Origin of the sequence: Arsenophonus sp. PmNCSU2021_1 (assembly GCF_036919435.1) — a bacterium.
In the GTDB taxonomy this organism is placed as follows: domain Bacteria; phylum Pseudomonadota; class Gammaproteobacteria; order Enterobacterales; family Enterobacteriaceae; genus Arsenophonus; species Arsenophonus nilaparvatae.
The window spans coordinates 591,475-608,258 of sequence record NZ_JAZHPL010000006.1 but is presented as its reverse complement, the minus strand read 5'-3'; the positions used below and the strand labels follow the sequence as shown (position 1 = coordinate 608,258).

The 16,784-nt window shown below is 58.4% G+C and carries 27 protein-coding genes and 1 pseudogene; 3 read left to right on the top strand and 25 right to left on the bottom strand.

Annotated elements, in window-relative coordinates; all coding sequences use genetic code 11:
* Window positions 1–8: 8 nt before the first annotated feature.
* Genes V3224_RS16090 through V3224_RS16065 form a run of 6 tightly spaced genes read right to left on the bottom strand, consistent with a single transcriptional unit; the run spans window position 9 to window position 4,877 of the window.
* Entirely contained in the window at window positions 9–1,514 is a 1,506-nt protein-coding gene (locus tag V3224_RS16090) for a phage tail sheath subtilisin-like domain-containing protein (protein WP_334467917.1), read from the bottom strand.
* Window positions 1,511–1,729 carry a DUF2635 domain-containing protein gene (locus V3224_RS16085; RefSeq protein ID WP_334468087.1) on the bottom strand — a complete coding sequence of 73 codons (219 nt, stop codon included), beginning with the start codon at window positions 1,727–1,729 and terminating at the stop codon, window positions 1,511–1,513. Before V3224_RS16085 ends, V3224_RS16090 begins: the two co-directional genes overlap by 4 nt.
* A 46-nt stretch (window positions 1,730–1,775) precedes the next feature.
* Window positions 1,776–2,318, bottom strand: a complete 543-nt coding sequence (locus V3224_RS16080) for a phage protein Gp37 (RefSeq protein WP_334467915.1) — start codon at window positions 2,316–2,318, stop codon at window positions 1,776–1,778.
* Window positions 2,318–2,734 (bottom strand): gp436 family protein, encoded by a 417-nt coding sequence (locus V3224_RS16075; RefSeq protein WP_334467914.1) that lies wholly within the window; start codon window positions 2,732–2,734, stop codon window positions 2,318–2,320. Before V3224_RS16075 ends, V3224_RS16080 begins: the two co-directional genes overlap by 1 nt.
* A gap of 47 nt (window positions 2,735–2,781) precedes the next feature.
* A complete protein-coding gene (locus tag V3224_RS16070) occupies window positions 2,782–3,729 on the bottom strand; it encodes a Mu-like prophage major head subunit gpT family protein (protein ID WP_334467912.1) in 948 nt (315 codons plus the stop codon).
* Window positions 3,729–4,877 (bottom strand): phage protease, encoded by a 1,149-nt coding sequence (locus V3224_RS16065; RefSeq protein ID WP_334467911.1) that lies wholly within the window; start codon window positions 4,875–4,877, stop codon window positions 3,729–3,731. Before V3224_RS16065 ends, V3224_RS16070 begins: the two co-directional genes overlap by 1 nt.
* Between V3224_RS16065 and V3224_RS16060 the strand changes: the two genes are divergently transcribed.
* Window positions 4,876–5,010, top strand: a complete 135-nt coding sequence (locus tag V3224_RS16060) for a hypothetical protein (RefSeq protein ID WP_334467910.1) — start codon at window positions 4,876–4,878, stop codon at window positions 5,008–5,010. The two genes, V3224_RS16065 and V3224_RS16060, sit on opposite strands and share 2 nt — an antisense overlap.
* A 104-nt stretch (window positions 5,011–5,114) precedes the next feature.
* Here V3224_RS16060 and V3224_RS16055 read toward each other — a convergent pair whose 3' ends face one another.
* Window positions 5,115–5,591, bottom strand: a complete 477-nt coding sequence (locus V3224_RS16055; protein WP_334467908.1) for a phage virion morphogenesis protein — start codon at window positions 5,589–5,591, stop codon at window positions 5,115–5,117.
* Between the two features lie 41 nt (window positions 5,592–5,632).
* Between V3224_RS16055 and V3224_RS16050 the strand changes: the two are divergent.
* Window positions 5,633–5,717: pseudogene (locus tag V3224_RS16050) on the top strand.
* On the opposite strand, the gene V3224_RS16045 reads toward V3224_RS16050, so the two are convergent.
* Both V3224_RS16045 and V3224_RS16040 read right to left on the bottom strand, forming a co-directional pair.
* Window positions 5,717–7,048, bottom strand: a complete 1,332-nt coding sequence (locus V3224_RS16045) for a phage minor head protein (RefSeq protein ID WP_334467906.1) — start codon at window positions 7,046–7,048, stop codon at window positions 5,717–5,719. The pseudogene V3224_RS16050 and the gene V3224_RS16045 overlap by 1 nt on opposite strands.
* Window positions 7,032–8,405, bottom strand: coding sequence for a DUF935 domain-containing protein (locus V3224_RS16040; protein ID WP_442889632.1), 1,374 nt, complete (start codon window positions 8,403–8,405; stop codon window positions 7,032–7,034). Before V3224_RS16040 ends, V3224_RS16045 begins: the two co-directional genes overlap by 17 nt.
* On the opposite strand from V3224_RS16040, the gene V3224_RS30120 reads away from it, so the two are divergent.
* Window positions 8,404–8,553, top strand: coding sequence for a hypothetical protein (locus V3224_RS30120; RefSeq protein ID WP_442889630.1), 150 nt, complete (start codon window positions 8,404–8,406; stop codon window positions 8,551–8,553). The genes V3224_RS16040 and V3224_RS30120 overlap by 2 nt on opposite strands.
* A gap of 19 nt (window positions 8,554–8,572) precedes the next feature.
* Here the strand turns inward: V3224_RS30120 and V3224_RS16035 are convergent, their stop codons facing one another.
* The 16 genes from V3224_RS16035 to V3224_RS15970 all read right to left on the bottom strand — a co-directional run bounded on the left by V3224_RS16035 (window position 8,573) and on the right by V3224_RS15970 (window position 16,784).
* Complete coding sequence (locus V3224_RS16035) at window positions 8,573–10,240, bottom strand: hypothetical protein (protein ID WP_334467902.1); 1,668 nt, start codon at window positions 10,238–10,240, stop codon at window positions 8,573–8,575.
* A gap of 39 nt (window positions 10,241–10,279) precedes the next feature.
* Window positions 10,280–10,864 (bottom strand): DUF3486 family protein, encoded by a 585-nt coding sequence (locus tag V3224_RS16030; RefSeq protein ID WP_334467901.1) that lies wholly within the window; start codon window positions 10,862–10,864, stop codon window positions 10,280–10,282.
* A 10-nt stretch (window positions 10,865–10,874) separates the two neighbouring features.
* On the bottom strand, window positions 10,875–11,165 hold the full coding sequence (locus V3224_RS16025) for a VpaChn25_0724 family phage protein (RefSeq protein ID WP_010618208.1): 291 nt from the start codon (window positions 11,163–11,165) through the stop codon (window positions 10,875–10,877).
* Window positions 11,162–11,470: a DUF2730 family protein gene (locus V3224_RS16020; protein ID WP_334467899.1), complete on the bottom strand. Its 309-nt coding sequence runs from the start codon at window positions 11,468–11,470 to the stop codon at window positions 11,162–11,164. Before V3224_RS16020 ends, V3224_RS16025 begins: the two co-directional genes overlap by 4 nt.
* Complete coding sequence (locus V3224_RS30115) at window positions 11,460–11,630, bottom strand: TraR/DksA family transcriptional regulator (RefSeq protein ID WP_442889627.1); 171 nt, start codon at window positions 11,628–11,630, stop codon at window positions 11,460–11,462. Before V3224_RS30115 ends, V3224_RS16020 begins: the two co-directional genes overlap by 11 nt.
* A 3-nt stretch (window positions 11,631–11,633) precedes the next feature.
* A complete protein-coding gene (lysC, locus tag V3224_RS30110; protein ID WP_442889673.1) occupies window positions 11,634–11,831 on the bottom strand; it encodes an Rz1-like lysis system protein LysC in 198 nt (65 codons plus the stop codon).
* A complete protein-coding gene (locus V3224_RS16015) occupies window positions 11,803–12,171 on the bottom strand; it encodes a hypothetical protein (protein ID WP_334467898.1) in 369 nt (122 codons plus the stop codon). Before V3224_RS16015 ends, lysC begins: the two co-directional genes overlap by 29 nt.
* Window positions 12,168–12,674, bottom strand: a complete 507-nt coding sequence (locus V3224_RS16010) for a lysozyme (protein WP_334467897.1) — start codon at window positions 12,672–12,674, stop codon at window positions 12,168–12,170. Before V3224_RS16010 ends, V3224_RS16015 begins: the two co-directional genes overlap by 4 nt.
* A gap of 125 nt (window positions 12,675–12,799) precedes the next feature.
* Window positions 12,800–13,228: a Mor transcription activator family protein gene (locus V3224_RS16005; protein WP_334467895.1), complete on the bottom strand. Its 429-nt coding sequence runs from the start codon at window positions 13,226–13,228 to the stop codon at window positions 12,800–12,802.
* 112 nt (window positions 13,229–13,340) lie between these two features.
* Window positions 13,341–13,859 (bottom strand): gp16 family protein, encoded by a 519-nt coding sequence (locus V3224_RS16000; RefSeq protein ID WP_334467893.1) that lies wholly within the window; start codon window positions 13,857–13,859, stop codon window positions 13,341–13,343.
* Window positions 13,856–14,161, bottom strand: a complete 306-nt coding sequence (locus V3224_RS15995) for a hypothetical protein (RefSeq protein ID WP_334469526.1) — start codon at window positions 14,159–14,161, stop codon at window positions 13,856–13,858. Before V3224_RS15995 ends, V3224_RS16000 begins: the two co-directional genes overlap by 4 nt.
* Window positions 14,162–14,303: 142 nt before the next feature.
* Window positions 14,304–15,176 (bottom strand): IS982 family transposase, encoded by an 873-nt coding sequence (locus V3224_RS15990; protein WP_334469528.1) that lies wholly within the window; start codon window positions 15,174–15,176, stop codon window positions 14,304–14,306.
* Window positions 15,177–15,287: 111 nt separating this feature from the next.
* The gene (locus V3224_RS15985; RefSeq protein ID WP_334470338.1) at window positions 15,288–15,896 is read right to left on the bottom strand and encodes a DUF3164 family protein; all 609 of its coding nucleotides are present in this window, start codon (window positions 15,894–15,896) and stop codon (window positions 15,288–15,290) included.
* Between the two features lie 43 nt (window positions 15,897–15,939).
* Window positions 15,940–16,179: a hypothetical protein gene (locus tag V3224_RS15980; protein WP_334469530.1), complete on the bottom strand. Its 240-nt coding sequence runs from the start codon at window positions 16,177–16,179 to the stop codon at window positions 15,940–15,942.
* Complete coding sequence (locus V3224_RS15975) at window positions 16,163–16,582, bottom strand: hypothetical protein (protein ID WP_334469531.1); 420 nt, start codon at window positions 16,580–16,582, stop codon at window positions 16,163–16,165. Before V3224_RS15975 ends, V3224_RS15980 begins: the two co-directional genes overlap by 17 nt.
* Window positions 16,572–16,784: a hypothetical protein gene (locus tag V3224_RS15970; RefSeq protein ID WP_334469532.1), complete on the bottom strand. Its 213-nt coding sequence runs from the start codon at window positions 16,782–16,784 to the stop codon at window positions 16,572–16,574. Before V3224_RS15970 ends, V3224_RS15975 begins: the two co-directional genes overlap by 11 nt.

Genomic DNA, 16,784 nt, shown 5'->3' with positions numbered 1-16,784 from the left:
GTACCCCCTTACAAAATGAACTGAATTTGTTCTGCGAAAATGCGGAACTGGTTGACCACATCCGGCCTGCACAGTACGTCTACCCGGTTGCGGTCGTTTTTGTTGCGCTCGACAATCAGGCTGTCGCGGAAGCGCTCGAAGTTCTCAATCAGCCCCGCCTCCAGCCACTCTATCGCCAGCGCCAGTAACTGGGTGCGGATAATGGCCGGCGTCACCATCGCCTGCCCCGGTGCCACCGGCGTACCGTCATCGGCCAGCTTATGGCGCGGAAAGCGCTGGGTGATGCGTACCCCGGTGGAATAGCGCAGATAAGACAGCGTCGCCACGGTATTCACATCGAGGTAAGACGGATCCGGATCGCCATAGGCGTTGGTACGATAGGTGGTTATCTGCCGCTCAATCTGCACCCCATCGTCGGCCCCCACGGTCACGGTAGCGATGCCGTCATACAGCAGCTGGTTACGCTCATTGGGGCGCAGCCGGTCAGACAATGCCGGCGCCAGCCGTCGCGGCAGGCGCAGGCTTTGCAGCGGGCGCGCCGGATCAAGACTTAAATGTTTTGCGCCAATGGCGCACAGGGTGGCCGCCCACAGATAGCCCGGCTCGGGGGCGCGCTGAATGCCGCTACAGGTCAGCAGAAAATCATTGCGCGTCTTACCGAACTGGGTGATTTCCCCCAGACTGCCGGTATGGGCCGCCCAGGCGATGCCGTCAGACATTTTGGTCGGTCCCCAGCGATCGCGCAGCGCTTCACTCAATAATTTCAGATTAGCCGCATCGAGCCAGGGCATGACAATATGGTGATACTGGGTATCCCCCAGCGCGGCAATACTGTTGGCCAAATCAGGGTTCGTCGCCCGTGCAGCGGGCGCGGCAAGTGTCACTGCCAGCCCGGGCGGCGTTATCTCGCCATCGTAATAATTCAGGCGGATATCCTGCGCCGAATAGTCGGAAATAAACCGTGCCGTCAGGGTCACCACCGTTTGATCGGCAGTGACATTTTCACCCCCCGGCGCGGCAGACACCGCGGTCACCGGCAGCGACGGCAGGGTATTAATCGCTGTCGCCAACGCATCACCGACCGTCTTACCCTGCTGGCCTTTCTCCACCGTCACGCGCACCCGCACACCGCCGAGATAGACATTCAGTACCCCGGCCTGTTGTGCTGTGCCCGATAAGGTCAGGCTGCCGGCATCGGCCTTGCCCGCCCCGTTACCCTGCGCCATCACGGTTAACACCGCATCCGGGTTATCGGTTAAAAATTCCCTCACCATCGCCGCCAGCATCGATCCCTGGCCCCAGAGTGTCGCGGCATGATCGGCGCGGGTGATGCGGACCGGCGTGTCTACTGCGCCGCTGCCGTCGACCTTGCCGTCCTTGATGGCGGCCTGACCCAACATCAGCACCTGGGTCAGCGTGGTCGGGGTACCGGTGACGGCCTGCGAATTATCAATCTCAATATGCGTCAGCGGTAGGCGAACCCCGGCGCTGATTTCATTAAAGCTTATGGTCATGAAGGCGACTCCTGTTTACTCAAGGCGGCAGGGGCTGACGTTTGCCGGGTGGCCGCCGGTTTGGATGGGGGCGGGATTTCCAGCACATCCTTGAAACGCAGCAGGCGTGTTAGCCAGAAAGCATTGCGCGGCACCCAGGCCCCCGTATCCGGTAACATCCGCAGGGAATTCGGTTCACGCACCGCACGCTCCGGGGCCGGCACCACAAAAATCATCGGTAAGTCATGCGGGTTAGGGAAGCGCATCAAAGCGTTATCGGTGTCATTCATGGTCGTTGTTCTCTCCGCGCAGGGTGATAGGGGCGGCGAACGGCGGGCTGCCGTCCGTCTGGGTAAAGGTTTGATAATGGCGCAGGTACGCATCCACACCGTCATCCTGAAGCAAAGGCGGCACCGGCTCCTCGCAGGTGAAATAAGTGCCATACAGCACCACGCCATGTTGCCCCTGTTGCTCGGTGTACAGGTTGCGCCCTTCTTCAAAACGCATCGGTCCGGCATGACCGGGACGAAAACCCGACAAGCCCGCTATCAGCCGCGCCACTATCTGGTAGAGGCCGGGGCGGTCTCCCTCGGCACCATTGATAACCTCGGCCACCACGTAAAAAACAAAACGGCTGTCAATCACCCCTTTCACTTGACCCGCCTGCGCTCCCAGCCACACCAGATATACCGAGGGCGGTGTAAGTAGCACATCACGCAGCCCCGCCTCGCTCCAGTCGCCGGGATGGGTGGCGATATCACGCAACGTGTTGCCAAATACCTCATGTAGTCGCGCCAGCAAGGCGTTTTCGGTGGAGACAATCATCAGATAAACCCCTTCTGCCTGCGCCCGAACACCGACGCCTCGGCCTGCATCTGCGGCAGGTCGGCACTGTCGGGAGCCTGGTTATCGTTATCCACCCCGAGCGGCAGTTCACCCTTTTTCACCGCCTCCAGCCAGCGCAGCGCATCCTGGTAACGCTGGCGGGTTTGCTCAGTGGCCCGCTCGTCATTCAGGTAGTAAAACGCCAGGGTGCAGGCATGCTGTTTCAGCACCGACGGCACCACCGAGAGCGGCAGCGCGTAACGGGCCGCGATAAAGCTGTCCATCAGGGCGCTGGCATCGCTGAGCGCCTGGTCCACTTTCTGCCGGGCTGCCGCCTCATCGCCGCGCCCGTCGACCAGTTTTTCTATCAACGGGGCGCTATAGCGGGCGCGTAAATCCTGCTCACTGGCATACATCCACTGACTCTCCGTTAATGACCGTTAAAACCCGGTTTAAAGGGCGTTTAGAGCGCATCCGCCACCAACAGTGTCAGCTTGCCTTTCATTTCGTTAGAGACCGTGGTGCTGCCCTCGGCCAGTAATTCCCGCTCCAGTAACTGGGTGGCGGTTTTTTCCAGCTCCACCGGCACCACCAGATGGGTCGGGCGAATACCCAGCTTGCGACCGCCATCGGCACTAAAGCCGCGCATGGCGCTCCAGCCTTTCCAGAGGTTATCCAGCGTCAGTGACGCCTGCATGCGGTAAGCCATCTGCCAGAAGCCGTAGCCCACATTGCGCCGGGCGGAGGCACCAAAGACAAATTCGTTATCGGTAAACGCGCGCCCCTCATCGACCTTGGTCAGGGCGAGTAACTCCGGCGGGCGGCGGTTCTGGAAAATCAGCGGTTTAAGCGCCCGTGAGCAGTCCAGCAGATACCATACCGCCCCCTCGTAGTCTTTTTCTGTTGCCCCGGTGCCGGTTTTTTCAATCAACTGGTTGGCGACCTTTTTGGCGGTGCCGGTGCCGTCGACCTTGGGATAGACCGGATGCTCGCTATCAAAAAAAGGTTTACCGTCGTAGCAGTCGGTTTTATTGCCGTCGCGCAAGGCGGTAAACACCAGTTCGTCCGGTTGTGCGGCGGCAGCGCGCCCCATTTCCTGAAACAGCGGGGTATACACGCCCAGATTGTCATCCTCGAAATCATCGCGGGTAATGGCCACCGTACCTTCATAGGTCTTGTTGTTGATGGTGTAACCATAGACTTTCATCTGCTGGATACTGCGTGCACCGACCCACTCACGGAACGCGGGAAACTGCCCCAGCCAGCCGTAGGTATTGGATTTTGACGTCGAGGGCACGCTGGTCGCCACCTGCTGATAGTGAGACGGGGCCATCGCCAGCCCGTTCTGAAACTCTTTGCGAAAGCCGGTCATCAGGGCAGTGATTTGCGACGGGGTAATGGGGGTTGGCATTATAGTGCGTCCTCGGTCTTGATTTTCTGGAACGCCGCCGGGGTCATCCCCAGCACGCGCGCGGCCTGTAACTCTTCCGCCGACAGGGCGACGGTGGCGGTTTTTTCACGGTTTTCGGGCGGCAGCGTCAGGGTTTCGGTCTGCACCCGGGTCAGGGCGGCTATCGGCTGGCGCGTCGCTAGCTGCGCCGACAGCGCCGTCACACCCATCTGGTCGCCGAGTGTTTCCAGGTAGGGGCGCTCGGATTTCAATATCCGCCCGTCCTGCTCGGCCTGGTCCAGCGTCTGCGCCAGGGTGGTTTTTCCCAGGTCGGCGGACAGTGACACCACCTGCTCACGCACCGCGTTATAGGTCTCGACCGGGACATAGCGGCGTAAATCCACGGCCGCCGTCGGTGCCTGGGTTTTCAGGGCGTTCAGGTCAGCGGACAGGGCCGCCATAGTGGTTTCCAGCGCGGTAGCCTTGTCCGCCTGGCTTTTTAGCGTGGTCACGGCAGACAGGGCGGCGGTGGCGACCTCATCGGTCAGCTCGCCGCCCTCCGGCACCGTCAGGCCCAGCGCGGCCAGCAGCGCTGTTAACGATGGATTCATTGCAGGCTCCTTAGGGGAGGAAGGGGGAACAGTTAACGCCTGGTAGATATCTTCGGCGCTCAGAGCGGCCACCGGGCGCAGGCCCGTCAGACCCGGATCGCCGGTAATGGCTAACATTCTTAGCTCCAGGGGTTCGCCGCTGCGCGCGTCATAGCCCATCACCGGCGAAAAATAGGGAAATTCATTGTTTTTTAGGCGCTCAAGCGCCGGCGGGTTCCACTCCGGCTTGACCCAGACCCCGGTGTTGTCGTCCCAGCGAAAACGTGCCGGGGTAGCCGGAACAAAGCCGGCTGCCGGGGCCGCTTCCTGTTTAAACAGCGTCTGGTGGTTATAATCGATTTTGACAGGCTGATTGAGTGCCACCACCCGCGCCACCATGCGGTTAAACGCGGCTTCGTTAATCAGCCAGCCTTCGGCGGGCGTCTCGGGGCGACCGTCACGCGCCCGGACATGGCCGGCGGGCATCACCTGACACCAGCCGTCATGATCAAAGGGCGAGAGCGTCGCGGCGTTGAGCACCGCATAGGCTATCTTGGGAACAGGGGGTTTTGTCGTCATGCCGGCAGTGTGGCAGCCTGAGTGCGGACGGTGGGATTACGCTACATTAACAATCAAAGAGGGGGCCAGTTTTACGTTGGCAGGGGGGCAGATTTCAATGGGCACTGACAACGGCGGGCGATCGCCTGAATAACCCCGTTCAAAACCCCTTCAAAAACGCCGTAGCGCGTTCAAAAGATTTTTTTGATGCAAGGTATACCTTCTCCGTCATCATCGCGTGGTGGGGCGCACTGGCGTTTATGGGTGCAGGGCGTTGGACAGGCGTTGCGCCAGGGCGTCAAGGATATCCCGCTCGCCGGTCGGATCCAGTCCCATAAACGGACGGGCCGGGATGGCTGCCGGCCCCGGACGCATCCCCGGTTTGCCGCCCCACTGATGGATGGCCGCCTGCGGCGCATTGGCCCCGATACGCGCCCAGCTATCCCCCCAGTCGATGCTCACCGAGCGCGCCATATCGCCCTCACGGGTTAACACCTTGATCGGGCTATAGCCGTGCCGCTCACGCCAGCGGCGATACGGATCGCTCAAGGGTGCCCAAGCTGCCCCGGTATCCGGCGCGCGTTCGCGTTCAAACGCCTGCTCAGTGGCCGAAAGGAGGCTGGCGGCAACGATACGGGTGATCGCCTTGCCGTCTTCGCCAACGCGTTGCAGTTCAGCAAACAGGGTTTGCAGGCGCTGGCGATCAATCACTGCGGTTAATTCAGTCTGTGACATCTTGCCCTCCGTATGGGGGTCGGTTAAAATACAGCCAATAGACCGGTGTACGCTTAATGGTAAAGTCGATGTCAGTCCCAGCAATGGGGCATAACATGTATGCAGGTTCGATCCCTGCCACCGGTTTAGTCTAACGTTCCTGCCAGCAGTTCTAGCTTGCCACCGGCCAAATCAGATTTCACTTTATTGAGGTTGAGAATGCGATAAGCATTGATCACCACATCCAGGGTATCCGGGTGTTTCTTAACGCCATAAGACGCATTAACCACAATACGTGCCAGCCCCGCTTTTCCTGGCACAAGAAAAAGCAGGTTTTGGTGAGCCTTATCCCAGAGTACAGCTTGAGGCTTTGCCAACAAGCCAGGAAGTGCGGCCACATCCTCGGGCAACAATGCCACCCCGGTTTTAGGGTGCTTGTCACTGTCGGCATGCAACAGGTTTTTTTCGCTCATTGCCAGCAGACGGGCCGGTGCTTGCCCCGTGCGTGCCTGTACCGCACGGGCAATGGCTTCCGGCAAAAAGCCCAGCGTGTGAATGCCGTTGCCGGCACGCCGGCTTTGCATAATGCGCGTGGCCCACAGCGAAAAACTCAACTGACGCACCGGGCTGTTGTTCAGATCCTGCACCACGGCTTCACGCAGCGCCGCGTCTTTGACCTCAAGGAGTTTGCGGATCATGGTCTGGTCAACACCGAACGCCGCCGCGCCGGGGTGATAGGACCAACCCACATCCGGCGTCATTTTTACCTTGCCATCATCAAAGGTGGTCACGGGGCTGGTGACGATTTCCCCACTACGCTTATCGACACCCGCCGCTGCCTCATGCGTGTGTAGCTGACCGGCCTCTTCCGTAACGTGCAGGCCCAACGCATCGAGTCGGCGTTTTGACAAGGCGCGTACCCGGCAGCGGCAGTTAAACCCGTTGGGCGGGTAATGACTTTGCCAGAAGGGGTGATCGTAACGAAAGACCTTGCCATGCAGGGCGGCATGCGAGGGCCGGGTGCGGCTATCCCCGACGGCGACATACTGCCAGTAGGGATACAGGTCTGCGGTGGCCATCATCTGTGCATAGCGCCCGGCATTATAGGCGACGCGGGTATTGACGTTATATATCGTCGCCAGACGGCGGGCGCTGCCCAGTTGTACGACTTCGGCCTTGCCCTGGCTGTCGACCACGACCTGCTTCCCCCACCATCCGAGCGTTTGCAGCCGGGGCGTCAGCGTGTCGATAAAATCCTGCCGGGATATTCCCTGTGATTTTGCTCTATCCACCTCGTCACGGATCGCACTCAGGACGTCCAGCCGCGCCGCCTTGGCGACGGTAAATATCCGGGCATGAACGTCCGCCTGTTGCTCAAACCAGTTCCAGGTGATGTGATACCCCTTGGCGCGGAAGTAGGCGATGGCCTCTTTTGGCGGCAGGCGGGCGACGACGCCCAAATCAATCGGTTGTGGCATCGAGACGCCCCCAGACTTCCAGTGCAAAGGTGGCGCGGGTCAGCAGTTCAATCAGCGCGCGGTCGTCCATCTCGGGGTAAAGAATCGCCGCCTGCTCCAGCGCCGCCTCTGGCCCCTGCTCACGGATAGCGGCTATCACCGGTGCCAGTAGCGGGTCGGCACTGGCGTTCAATCCCGGGGCGTCAAGTGCTGTCTGCACCGCGTCCAGCGCGTCGCTTATCGGCGCTGCCGGTGTGAGGGTCGCGGATAGCGCCGTTTGCGCCACTGCCGGTGGTGACGAGACGGTAAACACCGCCTCATTGCCATCCGGCACTGGAATGCGCAGCTTATCGTAGATCCAGGAAACCGGTATCGCCATGCCGGTCGCCAGTTTGGGAATAGCCTCGGCAAAGCTGGCCATATCCTCACATTCCAGCGTATCAAACACCAGGCGGGGGAGTCGCCGCGGGTCAAGCGGGACCGGGCTGTTCAGTGCCAGCAGCGGATAAATGAGATCACGGTTAAAGGTCCGTGACAGCTGGCGTAAATCGGCGTTGCGGATCTCCTTGCGCACCGCATTGTGCACCTCGCCCAGCGAGCGCGCGCCTTTATCGCCCGCCTCTGAGGTCAGTGTCCCGCCGAGGATCGCTTTAGATATCGCGCGCTCTCCCCAGGCAATCATCGCCATAAACGGGTCAGACTGACCGTTAGCGGCGGCCTCAAACTCCAGGCTCATGCCGGCGGGAATAATCCCCCCGGCCCGGCGGCCAATATCCATCACCGCCCGCATCAGGGCGCTTTTCTGCTCGGCACTCGCGCCGCTGGGGTATTTCCCCACCCGCAACGGTAGTCCGTAAATCTCCAGAAACTCGGCGAAATCCCGCACGCTGTAATTCTTGAAGATAAACGGCCAAATCAGCGTGCGCACCAGCCCCTGGGTGCCGGGGTAGCCGGTTTTGGCCTTGGCCTCATGGCAAATCCAGCCAAACGGCTGTAACACCTGTCCGGCATAGCTGCCATCGCGCAGCCGCAGCTCGCGGTAGTCGTCGGGATTGACGCAGAACAACGCCGGATCGCGCCAGTGGACAGCGCGCGGGAAAAATTCGCCGCCGCGCCGGGGACCCCAGATAATTTCCTGCATCGCATAGCCTTTGAGAAGGGCGTCGGTGGCGTCAAACAGCGCATTGTCAAACCAGGGCGCATCGGTGAGCCGCGCTTCCAGCGCCACTGCCTGGGCTTTCTCCTGGGCGTTGGGGTTATCCGGCGGCTGAATACGCCATTCCACACTGTGCAGCGCCAGGCGGCGCTTGCTGAGTTCAGAAAACAGATGGGTATCTTTTTCTTCCAGATCGGCGGCCAAATCCACCAGAGCGGTCATGTCACCGTGCTCTGCCGCCCGCAAACAGCGTGCGGCACGGTTAGGGGTGATACCGGACGCCGGATGTTCTGGCGCACGGCTGGCCACCTGGGGAATATCGGTCTTTGCCGTCTGGCTGTCCGGTGAAAACACCCGCGGCTGTCCCTGAATATCTACAAGCCTTTTCATTACCAGCATCCTCGCTCATCAGCGTTATCATCGTCATCGCCGACCTCATCGGCATACTCCATCGCCCGGATACGGGCTGGCAATGCCTGACAGGCCGCCTCATCCAGCACAAAACCGTCCAGCGCGGCGGCGCGGTTGGCCATACAGAGCGCCACCGCATAGTCGCCGTGACGGCGCGCGCCCTGAACGCCTGACGGCGTATCCTTGCTGCGGCCCTTGTCAATTTGCGGTATCCCGTTCACTACCTTGATATGCAGCAAATCATCCAGCGTGGACTGATGGCGGGCCAGGGTCAGGTTTTGCGCTTCCAGCTCACCTTTCAGTTTGGGCATCCATTCGGCATACCATTTTGCCGAGAGCGTGACGCAATCCACCATGTCCGGGCCGAAATGCAGCCGGGCGGCTTCGGCCAGATAGCCGCCGTTGCCGGTGGCGTCAAAGGCGGCCCCCACCAGACGCGGCAGCCGGGTCAGGATGGTGAGCATTATCTGCTTTTGCTGGTCATAGGTGACGTTGCGCAGCTCGACGCGCAGCGCCTCGCGCTTGCTTAAATCCGGGGCGATGGCCAGTACCACAAACACCGACAGATCGCCCTTGCGAGCAAAGTCCTCGCCGAAACAGTAACGACAGTCCGGCGCAAGGGTCGTCAGCACCGCCTCGAGGTGCGCCTGACACCAGGCCTCCACTTCAGCTTCACGCTGCGCGGCGCTCCACAGTTCAAATACCGCCGGGGCCTCAAAGCGCAGCAGGGGGACACGGCCTGTCGGGGCCATCGCCGCCTCAATCAGCGGGCGGGCAAGATAGGCACCGCCCGACTTGCGCGGCACACAGCCGTATTCCTCCTCGGCACATTCGCGATTGGGGGCATTTTTATACAGGTTATCGCGCCACGATTTTTCGGCGTCAGGCGACCACATCTGCCCGGTGACCGTGCAGATACGGCGATACAGTCCCTCGCCAATCGCCTCATCGAGCGTGATGCGGTGCAGGCTGTAATCCTTGCGCCCTTCGCGGGCGTCCTGAATGTAGGCATTAAACGGGTTATCGACCCCGTTATGGGTGGAAATCAACCGCACCCGCGCGCCCCACATGTTGAGCGCCAGCGCCGCCTTGAGCAGCTCTTCAAGGGATTCATGGAACGCCGCCTCGTCAATCACCACGTCGCCCTGCAAGCCACGGAGGTTGGACGGGCGAGCGCTTAACGCCTGAATTTTAAAGCCGCTGTGCGGAAAGCGGATCATGTACTGGAGAATTTCCTCGTGTTTCTCGCTGTCCCAGAAAGTGGACTCGTAAACATCGGCCTGGGCCAGCTGGTTAAAGGCGCGGGCAAACAGCGCGCAGGCGGCAATATATTCCAGCGCCATCTCCTTCTTGCTGCCGACGTAAAACACGTTGCGTCCGCCATCGCGCCGCGACTTGCTGGCGGTGATGACGTTGCGCCCGGCCTCGGCCCAGGTCAGGCCGGTACGGCGGGATTTTTCGGCAATGCACACCGGGCTGTCGTCGAGGAACCAGCGTTGTTGATAAGGCAAAAACACCGGTTCATTTTCGGGTAACGCCAGTGATTCGGGCACATCGACGCCGCAGGCGCGGGTGGCCTCGCGCAGGTCAATTTTGCGCGGGTCGGTCAATCGGTGCATCGGGGCCGGTTGTTCAGCGGTTCGCATTGTCTGTTTCCATTAAAAATCAAACCGTTAAAAAATGCATTAGGCCTTACCCAGCAAAATGTCGCGGATTTTGCTTTCCATCTGGTGACTCATGCCCTCTTGTCCACGGAGCGCTTCACTGACGGCATTCGCCGCTTCCTCAGCATAAGCCTGGCGGATTTGTGCCTCGCGCTTGTGGCTCATCTCTGCCGTGCGCTCCAGGCGCTGGGCGGCCAGCATGGCTTCTTTGAGAAAATCAATATCAATCTCGTCGTTATCCTGGCTGGCAATCTGGTGCTTGCGGATGCCCTTGAACAGCAGGGAGCGCGCCATCTCCATAATCAGCCGCGAGGTTTCGCCGGTGGGTTTTTCGCCCAGTTCAGCGGTCAGGGCGCGGGTCTGCTCACGCAGCTCGCGTAAATCCCGCGCCACGCGCTCGTTTTGCGTTGCCAGCCGGTTCACCCCTGAGCGGGACAGTTGTTGCTCGACCGGGAGGCCTGCGGCATCAATCAGGCGGTTAATCTCGTCCACAATCTGTAACTGGGTAATGCGTTTTTCTCGCAGCAGGGCAAACAGGCGTTGACGAATATCCGCCGGTAATAAATCCACCTTACTGGCGCGCCCGCGCGTGAGGTTTTCTTCCATCGCGACCTCCCTAGCGCCGACGTGGCTTCTTCACGCCCGGCACGGTTGCGCGACCCTCGGCGACCTCCTGCCCGCGCCCGCTCAGATGGGCCACTAGATAACCCCCGGGCAAGGTATCAAGCCGCAACAGGTCCTGCTCCGCCAGCCAGGCCAGTAACACGCGCACCCGGTCGCGCGACACCTTATGACCGTAGGCGTCGAGGCAGTCCTGCAACACCGATTCATTTAATTCGCCGTGATACTCATTCAGTGAACGCACTATCACCAGGCGTTGGTCTTGCGTCAAAATATCGTCAATCATCCGTCACTCCGGTAAAGGGCTTTTTCCACCAGTAACTCTAGCTGATGCGTCACCGCCTGCAAGCTGGCGCGGGTTTCTTTCAAATCGCCGCGCAGCTCGGTGATTTCCACTTTCAGGGCATGCACTGTCTGTGCCGACGGCGCATTACCCAGCTGGGTTTCTACCGTCAGCAGACGGGCGTTAAGGCGCTCGACCTGCTCGCGTCCGGCAAAGGAGCGGCGCATCAGCCACATAAACAGCGCCCCTGCGGTGCTGGCAGCAGAGAGCGCCGGGGCAATAGAGTCTTTAAGCACGTTAACCCACACGCCGCCGCTCCCGTCGTGCCTGGCAGGCCACACAGCAGCGCGCCTGGGGCATCACGGCCAGCCTTGCCGGGTCTATCGGAACCCGGCACGCGGCGCAATAACGCGCGGGCGGGGTTCGGGTCCGTCCGTTGTCCGGTATTGAGGGGGTTATCGTTTCCATCGTTTACTCATCATGGGGTTGCTCTTGTCGGTAATGCTCGGCCTGGCGCAACGCGGCCTTGTCGGCATTACACTGTTTAATCACGGCCAGCAGTTGCAGGGAATAGTCCACGCTGGCCCCAAAGGTCAACGGCTCCGGTGGTAGCGGAGCCGGACAGGCCGCCAGTAAGCCTTCAGGGAGCGGTACGGGCGGCAACGTCACCACTTTCACGGGCGGCGCGGCGCACCCGGTCAGCCACAGGGCCAGGCACAGGCTCACGGGCACAATTGACCCACGATAACCGCTGGCGCACCTGTTGGCGGTCCTTTTCGCTTTCTCCGCGCAGGTGTTGTTTTTCATGCGTGACGGTCTGCTCCAAGGTATGAAATACCTGCTGTATTTGGCGTTGCTCTGCCAGTGCCTGCCAGGCTTCGTCCCGCTCCTGGCGCAAGTCGTGCAGCGCGGTTTCCCGCAGGCGTTCACGTTGCCAGAGCCAGCCGGCAGTAGCGAGTAATAACGCCAGCAGGCACAGCGTCAGCCCCGTTTTAAGTAACGTGTTCACAGCGTCGCCTCGGGGTCAGGCAGTCCATGCCGACACAGCCATTCATCGGCGGCGCGGCGATTGACCAGACCGTTCAGCGTGACGCCCTTCACCTTAACCCAGCGACGAAACTCATCGCAGGCCGCCGGGATATCGCCGGCATTCAGGCGCTTTAGCAGGGTCGAGCGCGCAAAGGCCCCCGACCCGACATTGTGAATAAACGCCGCGAGCGCCACGCGCTGCCCGTCTGACAGCGGTACGGTGACCTGCTGGTCAATCACAGCGAAAGCCTGGCGCATATCCGCCGCCAGCAGGGCCTCACATTGCGCCGGCGTTTGGGTCGTCTCGGGGGTGATATCGCTACCGGTATGGCCGTAGCACACCGTCAGCACCCCGCCGCTGTCGGCATAGGGCTGGAGGGCGTGACCTTCCCAGAACGCGGTATAGCAGGCGGCAATAGTCAACAGACCGGCACCGGAGACGGCGAGGAGTTTTTTACGTAACGGGTCGGGCAACGGCGGCATAGCGATACCTTGATACAGGGATTCCTGGTCACAGGGTAAGCGTTGCGTGATAAGGCGGGGGATTACGCTCCGTTAACAATCCGTCCCCTGGGGGCCAGTCGATTGTTCGGATACGTTAGCAGGGGTTAGTCGGCAAACAGGGCGGGTTGGGTACGCTTGACATAGCGCTGGCGCTGGGTGGCAATCACTTTATAAATCTGTATCTGGCCGAGCCGGTATGCCTTGCGTAGCGTTTCAATCGGTGTGCCCTGCTGCCAGCGGTGGAAAATTTCATCGTCGCGTAACGCCGTAAGCAGACTGTCGCCTTTGGGCAAATAATAGTTACGCCCACCCGCATACGCGGCCAGGGCCGCCGCCATTTTACGCGCCAGAGGGCGAGATTGGGGGGCGGTAAATCCCTGGCGTTGCAGTTCATTATCCATCACATCCACCAACGCGGCGAGTAATTGTGGCCACTGAGGCTGTAAGGTTTCCTCATCCACCGTGTCTATTCGGTCAATTAACGCATGCAGCTGGGTATCATCGGCGAGTAAATCTGCTTGTTGTATCTTCATCGTCTACCTCATCAGGTGAGTTGAGTAATAATGTTATTATACAATATATTATCCCATAACCCTAAAGCGAGACGCCCCTTCTGCCCACGGTGAAGATACCCCGTTACCGACGTTATGACGATACACGGGTCTCGGCCTCATAACGCTGACAAACGCGCGGATAACTTTCAGCCGGCGTACCCGGGGGGAGTGTCGCCAGCATGCAGCGCCGATGCCAGCGCTTAAGACTTTCAAGCACCTTGACGGCCAGGGCGTTATCCTGATTGAGCCAGGCCAGCTGTGCCACCCCCAGGCCACCGTTCTCCCTTGCGGTGGTACGCCTTATCCAGGCATTCAGTGCTGCCTCATCGCCGGACTGCACAAACCCCTGGCGGTGCATGGTCTGCCAGATGGCAAGGATTTTAGCGACCGGTGACGCGGGTTTAACGCCGCGTAAAACCGGCTTTGAACGCACGGTAAAGCCTTTTTGCTGAAAGGCATGTAACACCCTGACCAGCTCGGGTACCGTCATTTCCCGGCAACTGGTTTTATCGGCGCACACCTTCATCAGCGCCGCGCGGTAGGTCGCTTCATCCAGCTGCAACTCCCGACGGGCCACATGGATAAGTTTGATTAAGGTAGCCCGGTTCATGCCTTATCTCCCGTGTTTATCGTCGCCGGTGGTTGGGTCAATAGGCGTTGCGACAAGGCGGCCAGCTTGCGCACTTTTTCATCGTCAATCATCGCCGCCAGACCGTTTAGACGAAGCTGGGCGAGCATGATTTCCATGTCCGCCACGGCTTGACAGACTTGTCGCATATTCTGACCCTGCGAAAGAAAACGGCACAGCGCGCCGGCCAGTGCCCCGCAGCGCTCAATGGTTTTTAACATCTGTCGGTCATGCCCCCAACGCGCCAGGGCGGCGTCATAAATTAAATTTTCATTCACTACCATCAATATGTCCTCGGCTGAATTCGGCGCGCCCGATGCCCTAACGTGCGCGCCGGATGTAAAGCCATCGATTAAAAAGGCATTACAGTTTGGAGATATCGAGCGACAGTTGTTTATAACCTGAGTTCGGGATAAGCATTATCAATTATACTTGAAGATACGTACCTGCAACAGGTATCTTTGGTTTAGATGGCATTAAACAATATGCAACCAGTCCGCCTAATAAATTCACTACAAAGTTAGCCGGAGAGCGATGTCGCGTATGCTCTATTTGACAAAGATTTTTTAACTCATCAAATACCGTTTCAATGACAGAACGATGACGCAAGATGGCTTTGTCGAAACAAGTCTGTTTAATAGGCTTCATTTTCTTCTTGATATTCGTTATAAGGCTAATTCCCATCGTTTTGAGTTGCTGTTTCAGTGAAGCCGATAAATACCCTTTATCTGCGTACAAACAACCAGAAAGATCCTTTGTCAGCTCAGGCAATGGTTTCCGATCATCGGTGTTTCCTGGTGTGAGTCGAAAACTGAGTATTTCCCCCAAATGATTGATAATTACATGAAGCTTGAAACCAAAGAACCAACCTGTTGAATTTTTTCCCCGTTCAGCTATCCCATTGAAGACTTTATGTCTGCGGATCCGTAAGTTATCACACACCGCTATCGGAGTAGAATCGGCAACCGATAGCCCCGTGCATTTTCCCTTAATTGACTCAAACAGTGCCGTTAACGCTAAGGCACTACGCGGAAGTAACTCTACACAGCGTGAATAGGATGGCAAGTTAAGAAATTCCTTCCGGAGATATAAGCGGACATAATAGAGATAAAATACCTTGAATTGCCTGAATCGGAGTTGATGAAACAACACAACCAGTGTCATCATTTCCGCCAACGAAAGCTGAGTAGACCGTCTACGACGCTTAGTACCGTTAGTCAGCAAATATTCATGCATTTTTGGCTCGAAGTCTTTGCAAAAATCATCCATCAGGCAATAAAGTTCAGTAAGATTTTCCATAATTGTTTAACAATGCTCTACTCTTTAACCAGACTGTTAGAGTATTTTAACAAAACAGGCTCATTCAACTATTTGAATATCAAGACTTTCTCTTTATTTCTTATCCCGAACTCAGGTTTTATAGGCTTTGTCCGCTTCCCGCTGATAAAAACGCAGATAGGTACTGCTGCCGCTGACCTTAATCGAATCGCTGACCGCCCGCATCGCCTCTTGCCATTCTTCATCGTCAATATCTAAATCCCGTAGCGCCAGCACTTCATTAATATCAATCTGTCCCTGTTTATTGACCTTAAAGGAACGCTTCACGATGGCGATTAATTTGGCATCCGCGCCATCTGACCATTTGGTAATGCAGGCCGCGATTTTTTCTTTCGCCGCCTGGATACGTTCATCAAAAATACGGTGTTCGCCCACCGCCCGAACAAGACGATATTGCCCGTCAAAGCTGGTCAGGGTGACATTGCCTTTAGCGGCCCCGTAATTGACGCCATATTCGGCGGCGGATAAATCGACAAAATCCCGAATACGTTGCAGGGCGCGCAATTTAAATTCGGCCAGTTGATGCCGGAGCTGCCGCGCCTCGGTAAACAGGCTGTCAATCAATTCATCGCGTAACAGGTCAATCGGCTTGATATGACTGACCGGCACCATATGCCCTAACGCATTAATGCGATAGCCGTCAGGGGGTGTTAGGGGAGATTTTTCAGGGTGATAATGCATATTTCGTGTTTCCTCGCTAAAAGAGTGGATAACGGCGGCGCATTTAGTCCTGCGCGTCCCAATAGACCAGACAGCCTGATAACGGTTTGGCATAGACCTGACGCCGCTGGCCCTGGTAATACAAGGTAATGGCCGTCACCGCATCGGACGCCGTCGGCTGACCCGCCGGCGGGATAATTTTTATAAACGGGCGCTGCCGATAACGCCGGGCGGACAGAATGTCGCTGCCGACCGCGCGTAACTGATAACGCACGCTATTCATCGCATCAAACATGTTCATCATGATGACCTTTCCTTTTCAGCATATTCATTGATAACCGAGCCTCACACAGTAGCGTGCTCAGTAAAACCGGCCCCGATTCGGACGGCACTGACCGCCCGGACAACAATGCCCGTAAGGTGCGCCAGGCGGCGTACCACGCCTGACGCCGGCTTGGGCCAGAGAGATAACAGCCCAGTTGCAGCGCTTCCCAGCTATCTACATCAAATCCCTGCCACCGGTAATACTGTTGCTGGGCCGGGGGCAAGGTCGCCGCCGCCATCTCATACCGGTCCAGCCAGAGGTACGGCGTTGCCCCGCGTGACAGGGTAATATTGGGCCGGATAGTCCCATCAACGTTATAGCTGGCGTAGCGGGCCATACGCCGCAGGGCGCGGACTTCATGGCGTACAGGGTTATTCATCATTGGCTCTCCTGAGTAAACGGTTCATGTCATGACATAACTGCATCATCACCTCTTGCGCATCCGGCAACACATAGAGCGCAGCGCCCCGATTGCCAAATGACACTAACAGGCTGTGTGACGATTCCAGCGAGACGGACACCACCCGCCGGGTATTGAGCAGCACCTGGCGTCCGGTGCTGTCGGTAAAGAGTACGCCGCCCAT

Excerpts from the sequence above, each read along its gene's own strand:
- V3224_RS15985 (WP_334470338.1), bottom strand. The coding sequence starts at position 15,896 with ATGCATTATCACCCTGAAAAATCTCCCCTAACACCCCCTGACGGCTAT.
- V3224_RS16055 (WP_334467908.1), bottom strand. The coding sequence starts at position 5,591 with ATGTCACAGACTGAATTAACCGCAGTGATTGATCGCCAGCGCCTGCAA.
- V3224_RS16045 (WP_334467906.1), bottom strand. The coding sequence starts at position 7,048 with ATGCCACAACCGATTGATTTGGGCGTCGTCGCCCGCCTGCCGCCAAAA.
- V3224_RS15980 (WP_334469530.1), bottom strand. The coding sequence starts at position 16,179 with ATGATGAACATGTTTGATGCGATGAATAGCGTGCGTTATCAGTTACGC.
- V3224_RS30115 (WP_442889627.1), bottom strand. The coding sequence starts at position 11,630 with ATGGAAACGATAACCCCCTCAATACCGGACAACGGACGGACCCGAACC.
- V3224_RS16030 (WP_334467901.1), bottom strand. The coding sequence starts at position 10,864 with ATGGAAGAAAACCTCACGCGCGGGCGCGCCAGTAAGGTGGATTTATTA.
- V3224_RS16065 (WP_334467911.1), bottom strand. The coding sequence starts at position 4,877 with ATGACGACAAAACCCCCTGTTCCCAAGATAGCCTATGCGGTGCTCAAC.
- V3224_RS30120 (WP_442889630.1), top strand. The coding sequence starts at position 8,404 with ATGTCACCGTGCTCTGCCGCCCGCAAACAGCGTGCGGCACGGTTAGGG.
- V3224_RS16005 (WP_334467895.1), bottom strand. The coding sequence starts at position 13,228 with ATGAAGATACAACAAGCAGATTTACTCGCCGATGATACCCAGCTGCAT.
- V3224_RS16035 (WP_334467902.1), bottom strand. The coding sequence starts at position 10,240 with ATGCGAACCGCTGAACAACCGGCCCCGATGCACCGATTGACCGACCCG.
- V3224_RS15975 (WP_334469531.1), bottom strand. The coding sequence starts at position 16,582 with ATGATGAATAACCCTGTACGCCATGAAGTCCGCGCCCTGCGGCGTATG.
- V3224_RS15995 (WP_334469526.1), bottom strand. The coding sequence starts at position 14,161 with ATGGTAGTGAATGAAAATTTAATTTATGACGCCGCCCTGGCGCGTTGG.
- V3224_RS16075 (WP_334467914.1), bottom strand. The coding sequence starts at position 2,734 with ATGTATGCCAGTGAGCAGGATTTACGCGCCCGCTATAGCGCCCCGTTG.
- V3224_RS16085 (WP_334468087.1), bottom strand. The coding sequence starts at position 1,729 with ATGATTTTTGTGGTGCCGGCCCCGGAGCGTGCGGTGCGTGAACCGAAT.
- V3224_RS16060 (WP_334467910.1), top strand. The coding sequence starts at position 4,876 with ATGCCGGCAGTGTGGCAGCCTGAGTGCGGACGGTGGGATTACGCTACA.
- V3224_RS16010 (WP_334467897.1), bottom strand. The coding sequence starts at position 12,674 with ATGCCGCCGTTGCCCGACCCGTTACGTAAAAAACTCCTCGCCGTCTCC.
- V3224_RS16090 (WP_334467917.1), bottom strand. The coding sequence starts at position 1,514 with ATGACCATAAGCTTTAATGAAATCAGCGCCGGGGTTCGCCTACCGCTG.
- V3224_RS16070 (WP_334467912.1), bottom strand. The coding sequence starts at position 3,729 with ATGCCAACCCCCATTACCCCGTCGCAAATCACTGCCCTGATGACCGGC.
- V3224_RS15970 (WP_334469532.1), bottom strand. The coding sequence starts at position 16,784 with ATGGGCGGCGTACTCTTTACCGACAGCACCGGACGCCAGGTGCTGCTC.
- V3224_RS16000 (WP_334467893.1), bottom strand. The coding sequence starts at position 13,859 with ATGAACCGGGCTACCTTAATCAAACTTATCCATGTGGCCCGTCGGGAG.
- V3224_RS16025 (WP_010618208.1), bottom strand. The coding sequence starts at position 11,165 with ATGATTGACGATATTTTGACGCAAGACCAACGCCTGGTGATAGTGCGT.
- V3224_RS15990 (WP_334469528.1), bottom strand. The coding sequence starts at position 15,176 with ATGGAAAATCTTACTGAACTTTATTGCCTGATGGATGATTTTTGCAAA.
- V3224_RS16080 (WP_334467915.1), bottom strand. The coding sequence starts at position 2,318 with ATGATTGTCTCCACCGAAAACGCCTTGCTGGCGCGACTACATGAGGTA.
- V3224_RS16040 (WP_442889632.1), bottom strand. The coding sequence starts at position 8,405 with ATGACCGCTCTGGTGGATTTGGCCGCCGATCTGGAAGAAAAAGATACC.